The sequence below is a fragment of the Nitratidesulfovibrio termitidis HI1 genome (genome assembly GCF_000504305.1).
GTDB classification, from domain to species: domain Bacteria; phylum Desulfobacterota; class Desulfovibrionia; order Desulfovibrionales; family Desulfovibrionaceae; genus Cupidesulfovibrio; species Cupidesulfovibrio termitidis.
In genome coordinates this window covers 2,679,707-2,695,533 of the sequence record NZ_KI632512.1, presented here as the reverse complement: position 1 = coordinate 2,695,533, position 15,827 = coordinate 2,679,707, and the positions used below count along the sequence as shown (strand labels likewise).

Genomic DNA, 15,827 nt, shown 5'->3' with positions numbered 1-15,827 from the left:
TGGTGTGCGTTTCGCGTGAAACAAGCCGTAAAGACAGAAGAAATTACGAACGTGCACGGCAAACATCATCATTTTCGATGATGCGTGTGGTGCGAACCATGTCGGACACAGGCCGGAGCTGATGGTGACATCCCGTGTGCGCAAGCATGTTATCTTGCAGGAATGATACATGTTTTTTGGGAACATCCGGCATGTCCGGGCAGATCATGGGCTGCGCGGCAGGATGTGGCACGTGATCCCCGTGGCGCGTTGACCCGGTACGTGTGTTCGCGGGGGAAGGGCGTGTGTCAGGATGGCGAGGAGGATCTGGTGGGGGAAACACCAGGCAGGGCGCAGGCGAAGTTGCGCTGCGCGGGCAGGCGGAAGGGAACCCGCAGCACCGGCGCGCCCGTTGCCGTGGCGATGGCCGCCAGCATGCCCCGAAAGATGCGCCCGTGCACCGGAAGCAGGACATACCAGTAGGCCAGTCCGGCCAGTCCGCGCGGCAGGAACCAGGACTGCATCCACAGTTCCGTGGCCGGTGCGCCGGTGCGGGTGCCCCCCTCAGCGTGGGCAGGGTCAGCGTCGGCGATCGGGCGCACCACGAATTCCAGCAGGGCGTCGCCCGGCACCTTCATTTCCGCCAGTAACAGCAGGCGCTTGCCGGGCTGCACATCCAGCACCCGCCAGAAGTCCAGGGCATCGCCCGTGCGCAGGACGTCCGGGTCGCGCCTGCCACGTCGCAGCCCCGGCCCCCCGACAAGGGTGTCCAGCAGGCCGCGCAGCCGCCACAAGGTGTTGTCCTGATACCAGCCGGTATCGCCGCCGATGCGCTCTACGGGTTTCCACACAGCTTCGGGCGTGGCCGCAAGGCGCACCCCCCAGCCTTCCCCAAGCAGATGCCCTCCGGCGTAGTCCGCATCGCCGCATACCACCCATTCGGGCACTGCTGGGCTGCCCGCGTCGGTCCAGCGGGTGGGCACGGCGTGGGTGCGCAGCCGGTCCAGGGCACGGCGGATGGACTCGTCGCAGGGCAGCAGATCTTGCGGAATGATGTCGCGGATGCGTGTTTCGCCGCACACCACACGCTGGCGCAGACCGTGGATGAGCGGGCGCGCCAGCGCCACCGGCACCGGGGTGACCAGATGCAGCCAGTGGGCGGAAAGTTCCGGCGTAAGGAACGGCACCGGGATGATCAGCCGTCGGCGCAGGCCCGCCTGCCGGGCGTAGATGTCGAACAGTTCCCGGTAGCTCAGCACGTCCGGCCCGCCGATGTCGTAGGCCTGCCCCGCCGTTTCGGGGTGGTCCAGGCAGCCCGCCAGATATTCCAGCACGTTGCTGATGGCTATGGGCTGGCATTGCATGTGAACCCAGCGCGGGGTGATCATGACCGGCAGGCGGTCCGCCAGATAGCGGATGATCTCGAACGAGGCGCTGCCGGAGCCGATGATCTGCGCCGCGCGCAGCACGGTGAGCGGCGCGTCGGCTAGGGCCAGGATTTCGCCAACCTCGGCGCGCGAGCGCAGGTGCTCGGACACCCGGCTGGCCCCGTGCCCGTCCGTGTCCGTTTCCGGGGGCAGCAGCCCGCTGAGGTAGATGACCCTCGGCAGGGCGTCCTGCGTGCCGCGCAGGGCTTGCAGGGCGCGCACCATGCAGTAGGCGGCCTTGCGGTCGGCATCGGCAAAGGCGGCCACGGCGGGGTTCATGGAATGCACCAGATAGAACGCCGCGTCGCACCCGCGCAGGGCCTCGCGCAGGGATGGTTCGTCCAGCATGTCGCCGCGCACGATGTCGCAGCCGGGGTGGGCCGCCCACGGACGCCCCGTCAGCTTGGCCGGGTTGCGCGCCAGTGCCCGGACCTTCCAGCCGCGCTCCAGCAGCAGGGGGGCCAGACGGCCGCCCACGTAGCCCGTGGCCCCGGTGATGAGCACGGTGCCCCGTTCTGGCGATGGGTGGAGCGCGGGCGTTGCGCCCGAACGGGCGATTCCGGCGTGCTCTGATTCCTGATGTGCACCCGGCGCGATCGGCCCGGTCTGTGGGGTCGGTGGGGCCTGTGGGGTCGGTAGGGTCGGGCCGACAGGTGGGGTGCCGGTCATTGAACGGTCGGCGGACGTATCCTTTGGTGACACGGTGTTTGCGGGCATGGGGCGTCCTTCTGGCTGGCTGGCGGCTGGTGGACGGAGTTTTCGCAGTCTGCCAGCATGGTGCCGCAGCCCGGCAGTACTGTCAAAGGCATGCCGAACGCCGTGCCTCGCCGGAACGAAAAAAGGGAGGGAACGCCATGCGGCATTCCCTCCCTGCGGATGCGAGGAGCGGGTCCGTTCGCGCCGGGGCGCGGCTATTCGAAGCGGCTGACGCCGGTGATGACCACCATGTCCGCCGGGGCGTCGGTGTGGATGCCCTGGGGCTTGGTCTTCAGCTTCTGGATCTTGTCCACGGTGTCCATGCCTTCGATGACCTGGCCGAACACGCAGTAGCCCCAGCCTTCGTCCGTTTCTTCGCTGTGGTCGAGGTCCACGTTGTCCACGGTGTTGATGAAGAACTGGGCCGCCGCGCTGTGCGGGTCGGCCGTGCGGGCCATGGCGATGGCGCCGCGCAGGTTCTTGAGGCCGTTGTTCGCCTCGTTGCGCACCGGGGCGTTGGTGGGCTTTTCTTCCATGCGCACGGAAAGGCCGCCGCCCTGGATCATGAAGTCCTTGATGACCCGGTGGAAGATGGTGTTCTTGTAGAAGCCCGAATCCACGTAGCCGAGAAAGTTGGCCACGGTGGCGGGGGCCTTTTCGGCGTCGAGTTCGATGAGGATATCGCCGGAAGAGGTTTCCAGCAGAATGACGGGATTGCTCATGGGTGTCTCCTGACGGGGAATGTTGCCCCCTCTTTGCCGTCAACCCGCGCGAAAGGCAAGGGCCGGGCACTGTCCGGCGCCTTCGGGCTGTTCCGGAGGGCGGAAAGAACCGCGCATGTCCATCCATTCTTGCCGCGTGCCTGTGTTGTTTCGCATGGCTACACCATGCTATGATATTCGGGTATGGTACCGGCAGCATCCGGTACGCGCCACCCGCGTGCCGGATGTCCGCGCACCCCCAACGCAGCATCCAAGGAGCCACCCCATGAAGCTCAGCGTTTCCAATTCACGCGGCAAGGATGCCGCCGAACGCGACTGGTTCATTCCCGAGGACGGGCGCAAGCAACTGACCCAGCTGTTCGCCAAGCTGCCGAACCCCGTGGTGCTCGACGTGTTCACCGACGGCGACGAAAAGAACGCCTTCAACGGCTACACCCGCCGCTTTGCCGAAGACCTTTCGCTGATCATCGACAAGATTTCCATGCACCATCACGCCCTGGATTCCGAAGAAGCCAAGCGGCGCGACGTGATCCTGTCCCCCACCATGTTCGTGGGCACCGGGGAGGCGGACCCGAAGCTGGATTACCGCATCCGCTTCACCGGCGCTCCGCTGGGCGAGGAAGGACGGGCGCTGGTGGAATCCATCTTTCTGGTTTCGCTGCGCCAGTCCGGGCTGACGGAAACCTCGCGCCGCATCCTGTCCGAACTGAAGGAACCGCGCAAACCCCGGGTGTTCACATCGCCGGGGTGCCCGTACTGCCCCGGCCAGTTCATGCACGCGGCCAAATGCGCCATCGAGCGGCCCGGCCTGGTGGAGGCGGAATGCGTCAATTCCGACGAATTCCCCGACCTGTCCAAGAAGTTCGGCGTCGGTTCCGTGCCGCACACCCAGTATGACGATGCGCACAAGGCCATCGGGCTGTTGCCCGAAGAACGCTTCGTGCTGGAAATGGTGACCCTGAAGAGCGCGGACGAGCTGATGCGCGAGCACGGCATGGACCCCGGTCACGAAGGTCACGACCATGGCGCGCTCGGCATCGACCCCGAGGGGCTGGACGTGGTGGAAACCGACATGGTGGTGCTGGGCGCCGGTCCGGCGGGCCTTTCCGCCGCCATCTACGGCGAGCGCAGCGGCATGAAGACCGTGGTGCTGGACAAGGCCGTGGTGGGCGGCCAGGTGACCGTGACCCCGGTGGTGGAAAACTACCCCGGCTTCACCGACATCGCCGGGCTGAAACTGGTGGAGGTGCTTTCCGCCCACGCCCGACAGTATGCCACCGTGCGCGAAAGCGAGACGGTGCACGAGGTGAAGATCGGCAAGCTCATCGAGGTGTACACCAACCGCGCCGTGTACCTGTGCAAGGCGCTGGTGTTCGCCACCGGGGCGCAGTGGCGCAAGCTGGACGCGCCGGGCGAGGGCCGTTTCTACGGGCGGGGCGTGTCGTACTGCGCCTCGTGCGACGGGTTCATATACCGGGGCAAGCGGGTGGCCATGATCGGCGGGGGCAATTCCGCGCTGACCGACGCGCTGCACCTGAAGAACCTGGGCGTGGACGTGACCATCATCCACCGGCGCGACAGCTTCCGGGCCGAGAAGGCCCTGCAGGATTCGCTGGAGCGCGAAGGCATCCCCGTGATCTGGGATACCGTGGTGGAAGAGATACTGGGCGATACCGTGGCGCCTGTGCGCGAGGGCGACGGCGAAGATGCCGGACAAGGTGGCAAGGAAGGAAAGGACGGCAAGGATGTGGAGGCCGGAAAGGATGCAGCCCCCGGTACCGCCCCGGCGGCGGAGGATACCGGCGTGGTGCGCGGTATCCGCGTGCGCAACGTGAAGACCGACACGGTCAGCGAACTGCCCTTTGACGGGGTGTTCGTGGCCATCGGACACATTCCCAATTCCGAGCAGGCGGCGGAGCTTGGCGTGGTGCTGGAAAAGGACGGCTCCATCAGGGTGGACCGCCACATGCGTACCAACATCCCGCGCATCTACGCCGCGGGCGACGTGACCGGCGGGGTGCGCCAGATCGTTACCGCCGTGGGCAGCGGGGCCACGGCGGCCTTGGCCGCGTTCGAGGATACCCAGAATCCGTACTGGAAGAAGAAGGGGGAATGAGGGGGATAGGGGGGAAGTGGGAAGGGAGCGGGCGTGCGCGGTTGCACCCGGCTTCTACGAAGACTCTCTCGCGCGATTGCTACCCCCCGATTTCGTTATGCCTCCGGCGGGCAAGGGGCCGCTAAGCGGCGGCCCCTTGCATCCCCGCGCTCCAGGGGGGCTTCGCCTCAGCTCTGCTATCTTCATCCGTAAGGCTCGCGCGTTGCGCTCGCCTAACGGCTGAAGTCCTGGACCCCCAGGTTTTCATGCGCGGCGTCCCTTCGGCGGCAGCTTCCCTCGGCCAAAGCGCCTCCGGGTGATCTGCCGCCGGTGACGCCAATGCGGACGAATCTCCCGTCGCCTCTATGGCACATGGGTGCCTTTACCTGCGCGCATCCTGCACCGCATTCTTCCGCCGTCAGCTTCCCTCCGGCGCTGGGCGCCTTCGGGCGATCTGGCGGCGGGAATGCGATGTGCGTCAATCTTTCGTAGTCCTTTCAACACTCGGGTGCCTTGCCCACGCCCTCGTTGCGACGCATGCTACGATTTCTTTGAACGTGGCCGTGTTAAGCCGTTCGGTATGCTGCTCTCGCTGGCTTGGAGGGGCGAGGGAGCCATTCCTTCCTGTGGCGCGCATCCGCGACGCCGAAGCTTCCGCCTAAGGCCTTGGCGGCGATCTTCGGCTGCGGACGCGTATCGCCGCGTGCAGGGTGTCCACGCCCCGTGAAGTAGGCATTATCCATGGCGGCAGCAGAACTTCCGCGCCAATTGGCTTCAAATCAACAGCGCAGTCAAGTTCAGATCGCTCAACGGAATCGTGACGCGCGAAGAAGCGTGTGACGCCGGGCTTTGACGGCGGCACATGCGTCGCAACGGGGGTGGCGGGATAGCGTCCCAAGTGTTGGAGGGGCTGCGGGAGATTGGTGCACATCGCATTCCGCCGGACAGATCGCCCGAAGGCGCTTTGGCCGAGGGAAGCTGCCCGGCAGGGAATGCGGTGCAGGAAACGTATGGGTAAAGGCACTCATGTGCCATGGAGGCAATGGGAGATTGGTGCGCATTGGCGTCACCGGCGGCAGATCACCCGAAGGCGCTTTGCGCCGGAGGGAAGCTGCCGTCGATGGGACGCCGCGCATGATAACCTGGGGGTCCAGGGGAGGCGCAGCCCCCCTGGAGCGCGGGGATGCAAGGGGCCATCGCTTAATGGCCCCTTGCCCGCCGGAGGCATAACGAGATCGAGCGTGGGCAGAAGGGCGAACGTGCCTTCGTAGAAGCCGGGTGCAATCGCGCACCACCCCTTCCACTCCCCGCCGGAGGCATAACGAAATCGAGGGATATCAGTCGCGCGGGAAAGCCGCGCCCATCAAGGCGCATTCCCTCTCCCCTTGCCCGCCGGAGGCATAACGAAATCGAGGGATAGCAATCGCGCGGGACTGTCAACGTAGAAGCCGGGTGCAATCGCGCACCAGCCCTCAGGCGACAGCCCCTTCCCCCTCCCCACCTAGTACGGCAACACCACCCGCCCGTACTGCTCGTGCAGCACTTCGGCCATGGCCAGGTAACACGCGCTTGCGCCGCACACGATGCCTTCCCACCCGGCAATGGTGCCGATGAACTCGCTGCCGGTGAAGTCGCGGATGGCCAGCAGGGCGAACAGCACGGTCAGCGACAGGAAGATGAACTTCAGCGTGGTCTTACCCTTCAGGGTGCCCAGGAACATGAAGAAGGTGAACAGGCCCCACATGGCGAGGTAACAGCCCATGTAGGCGTGCGGGGTGGGTTCGGCCCAGCCCAGCTTGGGCATGACGATCAGCGCCACCAGGGTCAGCCAGAACAGGCCGTACGAGGTGAAGGCGGTGGTGCCGAAGGTGTTGCCCTTCCTGAATTCCATGATGCCCGCGATGACCTGCGCGATGCCGCCGTAGAAGATGCCCATGGCGAGGATCATCGAGCTGATGGGAAAGAAGCCCGCGTTGTGGATGTTCAGCAGGATGGTGGTCATCCCGAAGCCCATGAGCCCGAGCGGGGCCGGGTTGGCCAGTTTGGTCTCCATTGTCTTCCTCGTTGCTGCGGATGGGGTGAATGCATCTGCGATGGCTGATGCCAGGCGGTACGCGCGGCCTGCCGGATTCCGAGGGCACGAAACGGCATGCTGGCCAAACGGAACGCCGATGCGATGAATGCCCGCCTGCCCCGACGGTGCTCCGGATGTGTTCCGGACATGCACGGAATGGGCGCGGCGGTGCGGGCGGCGAACCTGTACCGGTGGAACGGCGATGCGATGTGGCGTGGCGCGGCCTGTGGTGGCGGGTTGGCGGTCCGCCTCCTGTGGGGCCGCGTGGTCCGGCTGCCGGGCCGGACCCTGCGAGGGGCTATGGCGCGCTTATGCCCGGATGCGGACAAGCACGCAAGATGCGCGGGAGTGTGCGCTTTCACGTGTCATGGTGCTGCCCGCCATGCGGAGATGGCTCCGCGCGCGATGTGTAACCGTGGTGGCTGCGGGGATTGCGCGGTGTGCCCGGCGGGCCTTTCGCGCGGGGTGCGCCCCGCCGGGTACCCTCGTTCCGCGGCTACCCTTCCTGCCCCTCTTTCCGGTCATGCGGTCGGGCCATGCGCAGCGGGTCCACGGCGGCGTCGAATGCCGCGCCGCCCAGCAACTGCATTTCCAGGCAGGCCTCGCGCAGGGTGATGCCCCGCGTGTGGGCAAGGTGCGCCGCCTGCGCCGCCCTGTCGTAGCCCACAACGGGTGCAAGGGCGGTGACCAGCATCAGCGAGCGCCCCACATGCGCGGCAATGCCTGCCCGATCGGGCTGCATGCCCGCAACGGCATGGTCCGCGAACGAGCGGCATCCGTCGGCCAGCAGGCGCATGGCCGTGAGCACGTTGTGGATGATCAGCGGCTTGAACACGTTCAGCTCGAAGTTGCCCTGCGATCCGGCCATGCCCACGGCCACGTCCAGCCCCATGACCTGCACGGCCACCATGGTCAGTGCCTCGCACTGGGTGGGGTTGACCTTGCCGGGCATGATGGACGAGCCGGGTTCGTTCTCCGGCAGGCGCAGTTCACCGATGCCGCAGCGCGGGCCGGATGCCAGCCAGCGCACGTCGTTGGCGATCTTCAGCAGGGCCGTGGCCAGCGTGCGCAACGCGCCGCTGGTCAGCACCAGTCCGTCGTGGGCGGCCAGCGCGGCAAAGGGGTTGGGTGCGGGCACCAGCGGCAGCCCGGTCATGCTGGACAAAAGGGCGATGGCGCGCGGGGCAAATGCCGGGTGGGCGTTCAGTCCGGTGCCCACGGCGGTGCCGCCAAGGGCCAGGCGGCACAGGTGGGGCATGGCCGCGTCCAGCCCTTCCAGGCAGGCGTCCAGTTGGGCCACCCAGCCGGACATCTCGTCGCCCAGGGTCAGGGGCACGGCGTCCTGCAGGTGGGTGCGACCGATCTTCACGATGTCGGCGCAGGCGGCGGCCTTGGCCCGCAGGGAATCGCGCAGGTGGCGCACGCCGGGCAGCAGATCGTCGCGCAGCGCCAGCGCGGCGGCAAGGTGCATGGCCGCCGGAAAGGCGTCGTTGGACGACTGGCAGCGGTTCACGTGGTCATTCGGATGGATGGGGGGATGGATTGGGGGATGGACGGGGGGTTGCCCGGCGGGCGTGGATCGGACGCCGGGCGCGGCGGCGGCGTGCACCGTTTCCGTCAGCAGTTGCGTGGCCCGGTTGGCCAGCACCTCGTTGACGTTCATGTTGGTCTGGGTGCCGCTGCCGGTCTGCCAGACGGAGAGCGGAAAATGGTCGTCGTGCAGGCCCGCCAGCACCTCGTCGGCGGCACGGGCGATGGCTTCGGCCATATGCGGCGGGCCCGGCTGGCCGGATTGTCCCGACTGTCCGGATTGTCCCGACTGGCCGGATTGTCCCGACTGGCCGGACGGGGGCGGCGGCAGCAGGCCAAGGTCGCGGTTGACCAGCGCGGCCGCCTTCTTGATGCGCGCCAGCGCGTACACCACGGCCAGGGGCATGCGGTCCGCCCCGATGCGGAAATTGTCCAGCGAACGCTGGGTCTGCGCCCCCCACAGGCGGCTTTGCTCCACCTCCACAAGGCCCATGCTGTCCCGTTCCTGCCGGTGGCCGGGCCGGGGAGCGGGCTGGGCGGCGGTGGTCTGTTCGGCCCCGTGCAGTTGGTCTGGCCTGTTCAGTTGGTCTGGCTGGTCTGGCTGGTCTGGCGTATGGGGCATGAGGGCCTCCGTGGGGTGTCATGCGGGTGCGGGGCGACGGCGAATGCGATACCCCGTATCGTTCACCCTAGCGCCGCCCGCGCGCCCCTGTCCAGTTGTCCAGCTGCCCGACAGGTTGGAGGATGGGACGGCAGCGGCGATCCGGCTGGAGTGGAACCCGACGGCGGACAGGGGCTGCGCGCGTGTCGACCCGGCGGGCCTGGCGGGGGTTCTGGAATCTGGCGGGTCTTAGCTATCTTACATAGTTGGCAGGGCTGCCAGGTCTGGCAGAGCTGGCACGTCCCTCAACCCTTCCCCGGCATGCGCATTGCGGTTGCGCGCCCAGGGTGAGCCCCTGCCCCATGCGTGCGCCGCACCCGCCGGAGTGCGTATTTTCCCCCGTTCGTGCGGTTTCCCCTTGCGGAAATGACCGCATTTGCTTCAATACATACAGTTGCACCGTATCGCAGCCGGGGCGCCCTCTGTGCGTTGCGGCACGGTTGCCCGGCCCGGCGCAGACGCCGGGCCTGTCGTCAGCGGCGTGGCCCTGCCTTCGGGGGCGGTCATCGCGCCGCCGGGCCACGGCAAGATTTTGTAACGAGGCATCCATGCGCACGGTTTCCGTCACCCTGGTCACCTACACCTACGACGACCACGAACTGGTCCGGGGTCTGCTGTCGTCCGTCACCGGCTGGACGGCCATGCCCTCGGCCATCGTGGTCATCGACGACGGTTCGGCGCAGCCGTTCGTGCTGGACCTGCCGGAAGAGGTGACCGCGCGCCTGCCCGAGATAGAGGTGGTGCGCGTGCCGGAAAACCGGGGCAACACCCACGCCCGCGCGCTGGGGGCGGCCCGCGCCACCACCCGGTTCATCCTTTCGGTGGATGCGGACATCCGTTTTCCCGCGCACTGGCTGGCGGTGTGCCTGCCCGCCGCGGCCCGCCCCGGCGTGGGCATGGCGGGCACGGCCATTCGCCCCCGCACCGGCGACGACCTGCTTTCGCGCTATCTGGAGCTGACCTATACCCTCAACCGGGGGGCCGCCGGCTCGGTGCCGTTCCTGCCCGGCGGTGCCTGGCTGGCCCGGCGCGACGCCTTCGAAGCGGTGGGCGGCTTTTCCGGCTACGAGGAACGCTTTGGCCAGGACGCCTACCTTTCGCGACGCCTGCGCGACAATGGCTATCTGCTGTGGGCCGTGGACGGGGTGGAGGCCTTCGAGGTGCGACGCATCGGGCGCTTGCAGATGGTGCGCCGGGGCTGGCGCTGGCAGGGTCACCACATGAAGGCTGCGCTGGACGAGGGCCGCCCGCTGGATGAAGTGCTGAACGTGGTGCTGTACTCCATGCGCGAACGCATGCTGCGCTCGCGCGCGGCAGACCCCCGCCTGCTCTATTTCGACCTGCTGTACGCCTTGCACGCCCTGTTGGACACCGTGGCCCACGCTGCCGTGCGGCAGGACGGCGACGGTGCGCGCGCCGCGCTGCGCCATGCGGCGGCGGCCTTCCTGATGCCCTGGCCGCAGTTGTGCACGGCCCTGTGCGCGGACCTTGCGGAACTGGGGCATGCCCCGCTGCCCACCGATGTTGCCGCCGCGCCACCGTTCGATCTTGCCGCCGCGCTGTCCTTTGCCGTGGGCAGCGACGAACTGGCGGCGGTGTGCGGCGGCCTGGACGACGTGCTGGACTGATTCCGCCGCCCGCATCTGCCCGATTTCCCTGATTCGCCCTTGCCGCCCCTGTCACACTTGTCACACTTGTCACACTTGTCACCCGGTCGGGCGTGACTGACGGTTCCGGACGGCTGCGACCTGCCAAGCCGCCAGCCCCCGATTTCCGTAATCCCGCAATGCCGTAATCGGAGACATCCATGGGATTCTCATTCAAGTTGCCCTTTCTTTCCCGCAAGAAGAAGCCTGCCGGGGGCGACCTGCTCATCGCCGCACCGGATTCGCTGGACGGCGCGCCCGCCAGTTCGTCTGCCGGAGCATCCGGGCCAAAGTCTGCCGCACCGGGAACACCCGCCTCCCCATCTGCTGACGGGGCCGAGGCCCCGACCGGCAAGAAGAAGGGGCTGTCCAAACGTACCCTGCGCATCGTGTTGTTCTCGGTTGCCGGGCTGGTGGTGCTGGGGGGAGCTGCGGGCGGCGCCTGGTGGTGGATCAAGGCCAACAGCCCGGAAACCGCCGTGGAGCAGTTGGTGCTGTCCTTCCGCAATGGCGACGCGGCGGCCTTCGAGCGGCGCGTGGACATGGACAGGGTGGTGAATCAGCTGATGGCCGTGCAGTTGAAGGCATCGGGCGTGCAGGGAATGTCGGCCCCCGACGCGCGCGAGACGGCGCAACTGCGCGAGGTGCTGCGCCAGTCCCTGTTGGCCCTGCCCGTGGGGTCGGCGGGCGAGCGCAAGCGCGAGGATCTGCTGCCGCCCGACTTCCGTGAGCAGATGGGGGCGGCCATGCCCACCATAGCGGAGCGCGCGGGTGACCACGTGATGGTGGTGGTGCCCGTGAAGAACGAGGCACTGGAAACCACCTTCGACCTGCGGATTGAGATGACCGACGGCAAGGGCGGCTGGAAGGTGACCGGCCTGGTGGACCCGGACGGCCAGTTGGCCGCACACGCCGCTGCGCTGGAACGCATCCGCGCCCGCGAACGCGCGGCAGCGGCGGACGAGAACGCCCGTATCGCCGAACGGTTGGCCGGGCTGGTGCGCCTGGACCGCACCCTGGTGGGCATCGACACCCTGTCCGGGGGGCGCAACTTCAAGACGCTGGTGGTGCAGGTGACCGGGGCCAATCAGAGCGACCAGACCCTGGGCCGGGTGGTGGTGGACTGTGCGGTGCGGGACGAGGCAGGGCGGGTGCTGCGCACCCTGAAGCTGGTGCGCGGCATGCAGATTAGGCCCGGCGAGGCGTTTGCCGAATCGTGGGTCATCGACCTGGACGAGGCGGAACCGAAGGATGTGCCGTTGCTGAACGCAGAGCGGCTTACCGGGCATTCCACGGTGCGCTCGGTGGTGCTGGCCACCGGCGAATCCATCGTCATCAAGGGGGAATAGGGAGAATAGGGGGAGTTGAGCCGAATGGCGGTGTGCAGGCACGGTCAGGCGGAAGGGGACAGAAGGGCAGCCAGGCAGGGCGACCGGAAGTGTGGGCTGCAGGTGCACGGCGTCCGGGTTGGCGTCTGCCACGCGGGTTGTCCCGCCGGACGTTGATTTTTCGCTCGGTTCCGGAGTTATGCTGTCATGCGGGGCGGGGGCGCAAAGCCTGCCGCCCCTTTTCGTTGCCTGCGCGTCATTTTCTGCCCTCGTCCACATGCTCGACGTAGCCCACGCCCTCCATGCCGGGGGCGTCGCGCCAGGGCAGGTCTTCCGCCCGCGCGGGCGGGGTCCAGCCGGGATAGATGGCGGGCAGTTTGTCCTGCATGATGGTGAACAGGTAGTCCCGTGCGGCGGTGCCGAAATAGTTGATGTATTTCGAAGAATCGTTGGACGGCCAGTAGGTGACACGCAAAAGCCGGACATCAAGGGGGCCAGTCGGTTGCGGGTTGAGCACCAGCAGGAAGGAACCCAGATCCACGTTCTGTTTGTACAGCAGGATGCGGCATCCGAAGAGCCAATCGCGTGTTCCGTTCCCGTCCCAGTCCAGTGATGCCATGAGGGGGATGGTCATACTGACCTGTGCTTGGCCTAGTGGTTTGTCTCTGATGAGTAGCGTGTGGGGTTCTTCAGCTTCGTAACGAGTGCCCAGGGCGGCAAAGCTGGTCTTGCCCGTCGACACGGGCAGAAATGCGGACGGGAAGGCCGTGAGGTCGGCGCGTTCGAACAGTTCGCGCGCAAAGGATTGCGGTGCGTACTCCCCGGCAGGTATTGCGTCGGCCATTGGGTAGCGCCCTTGCGCATCGACGATGCCGGGGCGTTGCAGCCATTGCAGATTTTCCTGCACGAATCCTTTGAAAATATGCGGTTCTGGAGCCACAACGGGCAGCCGCTGCATGGCGGGCAGCAGTTCGGCATGCGCCGGGCGCCATGCCCCAAGGCAGGCCAGCCACAGGGCGAGGCCCAGCATGGTGAGTAGCGCGCGGCGAGGCCGCGGGGGCCGTGCGGCCCCCCGAAATGTGATGTGCAGACAGCTTGCGGGGTACGTCATTTTTTGCCCTCGTCCACATGTTCGACGTAGCCCACGCCTTCCATGCCGGGGGCGTCGCGCCAGGGCAGGTCTTCTGCCCGCGCGGGCGGGGTCCAGCCGGGGTAGATGGCGGGCAGTCTGTCCCGCATGATGGTGAACAGGTAGTCCCGCGCGGCGGTGCCGAAATAGGTTGTTACCTTGCGGATGTTGTCTGGCTGCCTGCAGGAGACGCGCACCAGCCGGACATCAAGCGGCCCGGTGGGTTTTGGGTTGAGCACCAGCAGGAAGGATCCCAGGCTCAGGTATGGCTTGTGGAGAAGGATGCGGCATCCGAAAATCCAATCCCGGACGCCGTTGCCGTCCCAGTCCAGCGAGGCCATAAGGGGGATGGTCAGACTAATCTGGAGATTCTGATCCCACGGTTTGTCTTCAACGAACAATGTGTAAGGCTCTTCGGCCTGGTAGCGAACGCCCCATGTATTGTAGGTCGATTTGCCATCTGCCGGGAGAATCACGGACGGAAAGGCTGTGAGGTCGGCGCGTTCGAACAGTTCGCGGGCAAAGGACTGCGGTGCGTATTCCCCGGCAGGTATTGCGTCGGCCATCGGGTAGTGCCCTTGCGCATCGACGATGCCGGGGCGTTGCAGCCATTGCAGATTTTCCTGCACGAATCCTTTGAAAATATGCGGTTCTGGAGCCACAACGGGCAGCCGCTGCATGGCGGGCAGCGGTTCGGCATGCGCAGGAAGCCACGCCCCAAGGCAGGCCAGCCACAGGGCGAGCGCCAGCAGCACGGGCGGCGTGCGGCGATGCCGGGGGGGCCGTGCGGCCCCCCGGAATGTGATGTGCAGGAAGTTCGCGGGGCGCGTCATTGGCGCAGCCTGTCCAGGCCCTGTTGCATGAGGTCGGCCTCCGTGTTGCGGCGGGGGTGGTACTTGTAGTCCGGGTTGGAACTGAAGTTGCGCAATTCCTTGATGGCCCCGTCCCAGTCGCCCTTGGTGGAATGATCCCAGAATTTGGGGAATTTCTCCGTGCTGCCGTGCTGGTAAAGCACCGAGGTGATGGTGGCCTGCATTTCCTTGGGCAGTTCTTCGAATTTGCGGATGGTCTTGCCCTGGGCGTCGGTGTTGTGCGGGGCGGTGTTGTACTGCTGTTGCGCCGTTTCCTTGAAATGGATGGTCATCTTCTCGTTGAGGTGGCTGGCTTGCTCGGGGGTGAGCTTAAAAGTATCGCCTGTTTTTTTGAGGTCTTCCATTTCTTGCCTAGCTTCCGTAGCGTTCTTCCCGAGCAGCGGGCGAATAGCATTGACCACGTCGTCACGTACTCCCAGTTCCCGTAGCCCCTCCGCACTCCACTGCCCCGTGTCGATACCCGCCCCGATGGTGGCGCTGCTGTTGTCCATGGGCTTGCCGTCCTTCATGGGGATGTAGGCGTACAGGACGTTGCCTTCCAGCTTTTGCAGCGTATCCGCCGTGATCCGGTTGATGTCCTCCGGCTTGTCGGGGATGGCCAGAACGCCGTTGCCGCCCTTGCCGGGCGTTACCGCATCGGGCGCGGACCCCCTGCTGCCATCCGTGGGCGCGGGAACCGGCTCGGCGGGCCGTGGGTGTTCCGGCACCTTCGGCTCCGTGAGCGGGCCGGGGCCTGCTCCTTCCAGAAAGGTGCGCGCGGCGCGTTGCAGAGGACCTTCCTGCGCGTTGCCCGCGCCGGGGCGGGTGGTCCGGCTGCCCGGTTGTTCCGCAGGCCCCGCACCGCCGGAGGTTCCGTCACCCGCCTCCGCAGGCGCAAAGCTGGACGCATCGCGCGCCGTGCCGTCGGCGGACATCAGCTTGACGGGGTTCGGTACGGGCTGCTGGCCAGGCTTCCGTCGCATGACCATAAGCTGCCGCCCGTCCACGTTGTCCGGATCGAACGGCTTCGGTTCGTCCGCCCGACCCGGCGCACCGGGCTGACTGGGCTGATTGGGCTGATTGGACTGGCCGGGCATGTCCGGTTCGCGCCCCGCAATGCCTTCGTACCTGCCGTCGAGTCCCTCCGTGGGCACGAGGCGGGCGTTGCGGCCCTCCAGCGACGGCCCCAGCGGCTTGCCGTACACGGACATGCCGAGCCGCCTGGCGTCCAGTTCCAGCCCGCTGTCGCCTTCCTGCCGGGGAAAGCGCCAGAAATCGTCAAAGCGGTCGGGCCGGGCCTCCTCGAACATGTCGCGCAGAAAGCCCTGCCGCAGCGTGTCGGATTCGTTGTCCGGCAGCTTGCTGCCCTTGTGCTCGAAGCCCCGGATGGAGCGCAGCCCGCCATCGAAAAGTCGATACCACTCCTGCATGGTGGTGGCGCCCATGGCTTGGCGCGACGTGTCCCGAACCTGCCGGTACAGGCCGCGCCGCGTGTCGTCGTAGGATTCGCCGTTGCCTTGCAACCAGTTGTTCCACATATGCATTCCTCTCTAGTGGGTGTCAACGCGGCACGTCCGCTCCGGCCAGGGGGCAGCGGGGTACGCCCGGCCAATCCGGGCGGCGGCGCGCGCCAGTGCACCGGCAGGCTAGCGCACGGTTTTTCCGGGGTGCGGCCCGCAAGGGGGCGGG

The 15,827-nt window shown here is 66.8% G+C and carries 10 protein-coding genes; 3 read left to right on the top strand and 7 right to left on the bottom strand.

Going from position 1 to position 15,827, the window contains the following annotated elements; genetic code table 11:
* Positions 1–287: 287 nt before the first annotated feature.
* The gene (locus DESTE_RS10885) at positions 288–2,123 is read right to left on the bottom strand and encodes an SDR family oxidoreductase (RefSeq protein WP_245590813.1); all 1,836 of its coding nucleotides are present in this window, start codon (positions 2,121–2,123) and stop codon (positions 288–290) included.
* A gap of 194 nt (positions 2,124–2,317) precedes the next feature.
* Positions 2,318–2,824: a peptidylprolyl isomerase gene (locus DESTE_RS10880; RefSeq protein ID WP_035067596.1), complete on the bottom strand. Its 507-nt coding sequence runs from the start codon at positions 2,822–2,824 to the stop codon at positions 2,318–2,320.
* A gap of 265 nt (positions 2,825–3,089) precedes the next feature.
* Here DESTE_RS10880 and DESTE_RS10875 point away from each other — a divergent pair, with 265 nt between their 5' ends.
* On the top strand, positions 3,090–4,940 hold the full coding sequence (locus tag DESTE_RS10875) for an FAD-dependent oxidoreductase (protein ID WP_035067595.1): 1,851 nt from the start codon (positions 3,090–3,092) through the stop codon (positions 4,938–4,940).
* Positions 4,941–6,420: 1,480 nt separating this feature from the next.
* On the opposite strand, the gene satP is transcribed toward DESTE_RS10875, so the two are convergent.
* Both satP and DESTE_RS10865 read right to left on the bottom strand, forming a co-directional pair.
* The gene (gene satP, locus DESTE_RS10870; RefSeq protein WP_084559567.1) at positions 6,421–7,014 is read right to left on the bottom strand and encodes an acetate uptake transporter; all 594 of its coding nucleotides are present in this window, start codon (positions 7,012–7,014) and stop codon (positions 6,421–6,423) included.
* A gap of 475 nt (positions 7,015–7,489) precedes the next feature.
* Complete coding sequence (locus DESTE_RS10865; RefSeq protein ID WP_051384633.1) at positions 7,490–9,016, bottom strand: class II fumarate hydratase; 1,527 nt, start codon at positions 9,014–9,016, stop codon at positions 7,490–7,492.
* Between the two features lie 716 nt (positions 9,017–9,732).
* On the opposite strand from DESTE_RS10865, the gene DESTE_RS10860 reads away from it, so the two are divergent.
* Both DESTE_RS10860 and DESTE_RS10855 read left to right on the top strand, forming a co-directional pair.
* A complete protein-coding gene (locus tag DESTE_RS10860; protein ID WP_035067591.1) occupies positions 9,733–10,812 on the top strand; it encodes a glycosyltransferase family 2 protein in 1,080 nt (359 codons plus the stop codon).
* 179 nt (positions 10,813–10,991) lie between these two features.
* Entirely contained in the window at positions 10,992–12,179 is a 1,188-nt protein-coding gene (locus DESTE_RS10855) for a hypothetical protein (protein WP_035067589.1), read from the top strand.
* Positions 12,180–12,414: 235 nt separating this feature from the next.
* Here the strand turns inward: DESTE_RS10855 and DESTE_RS10850 are convergent, their stop codons facing one another.
* The 3 genes from DESTE_RS10850 to DESTE_RS10840 form a co-directional block, all read right to left on the bottom strand.
* Positions 12,415–13,116 (bottom strand): hypothetical protein, encoded by a 702-nt coding sequence (locus DESTE_RS10850; RefSeq protein ID WP_245590812.1) that lies wholly within the window; start codon positions 13,114–13,116, stop codon positions 12,415–12,417.
* Positions 13,117–13,265: 149 nt separating this feature from the next.
* Complete coding sequence (locus DESTE_RS10845; protein ID WP_245590811.1) at positions 13,266–14,042, bottom strand: hypothetical protein; 777 nt, start codon at positions 14,040–14,042, stop codon at positions 13,266–13,268.
* 74 nt (positions 14,043–14,116) lie between these two features.
* On the bottom strand, positions 14,117–15,676 hold the full coding sequence (locus DESTE_RS10840) for a pesticin C-terminus-like muramidase (protein WP_035067582.1): 1,560 nt from the start codon (positions 15,674–15,676) through the stop codon (positions 14,117–14,119).
* Between the last annotated feature and the right edge of the window lie 151 nt (positions 15,677–15,827).

Coding starts and splice junctions, on each gene's coding strand:
- DESTE_RS10860 (WP_035067591.1), top strand. CDS start 9,733: ATGCGCACGGTTTCCGTCACCCTGGTCACCTACACCTACGACGACCAC.
- DESTE_RS10850 (WP_245590812.1), bottom strand. CDS start 13,116: ATGCAGCGGCTGCCCGTTGTGGCTCCAGAACCGCATATTTTCAAAGGA.
- DESTE_RS10880 (WP_035067596.1), bottom strand. CDS start 2,824: ATGAGCAATCCCGTCATTCTGCTGGAAACCTCTTCCGGCGATATCCTC.
- DESTE_RS10840 (WP_035067582.1), bottom strand. CDS start 15,676: ATGTGGAACAACTGGTTGCAAGGCAACGGCGAATCCTACGACGACACG.
- DESTE_RS10855 (WP_035067589.1), top strand. CDS start 10,992: ATGGGATTCTCATTCAAGTTGCCCTTTCTTTCCCGCAAGAAGAAGCCT.
- DESTE_RS10885 (WP_245590813.1), bottom strand. CDS start 2,123: ATGCCCGCAAACACCGTGTCACCAAAGGATACGTCCGCCGACCGTTCA.
- DESTE_RS10875 (WP_035067595.1), top strand. CDS start 3,090: ATGAAGCTCAGCGTTTCCAATTCACGCGGCAAGGATGCCGCCGAACGC.
- DESTE_RS10865 (WP_051384633.1), bottom strand. CDS start 9,016: ATGGGCCTTGTGGAGGTGGAGCAAAGCCGCCTGTGGGGGGCGCAGACC.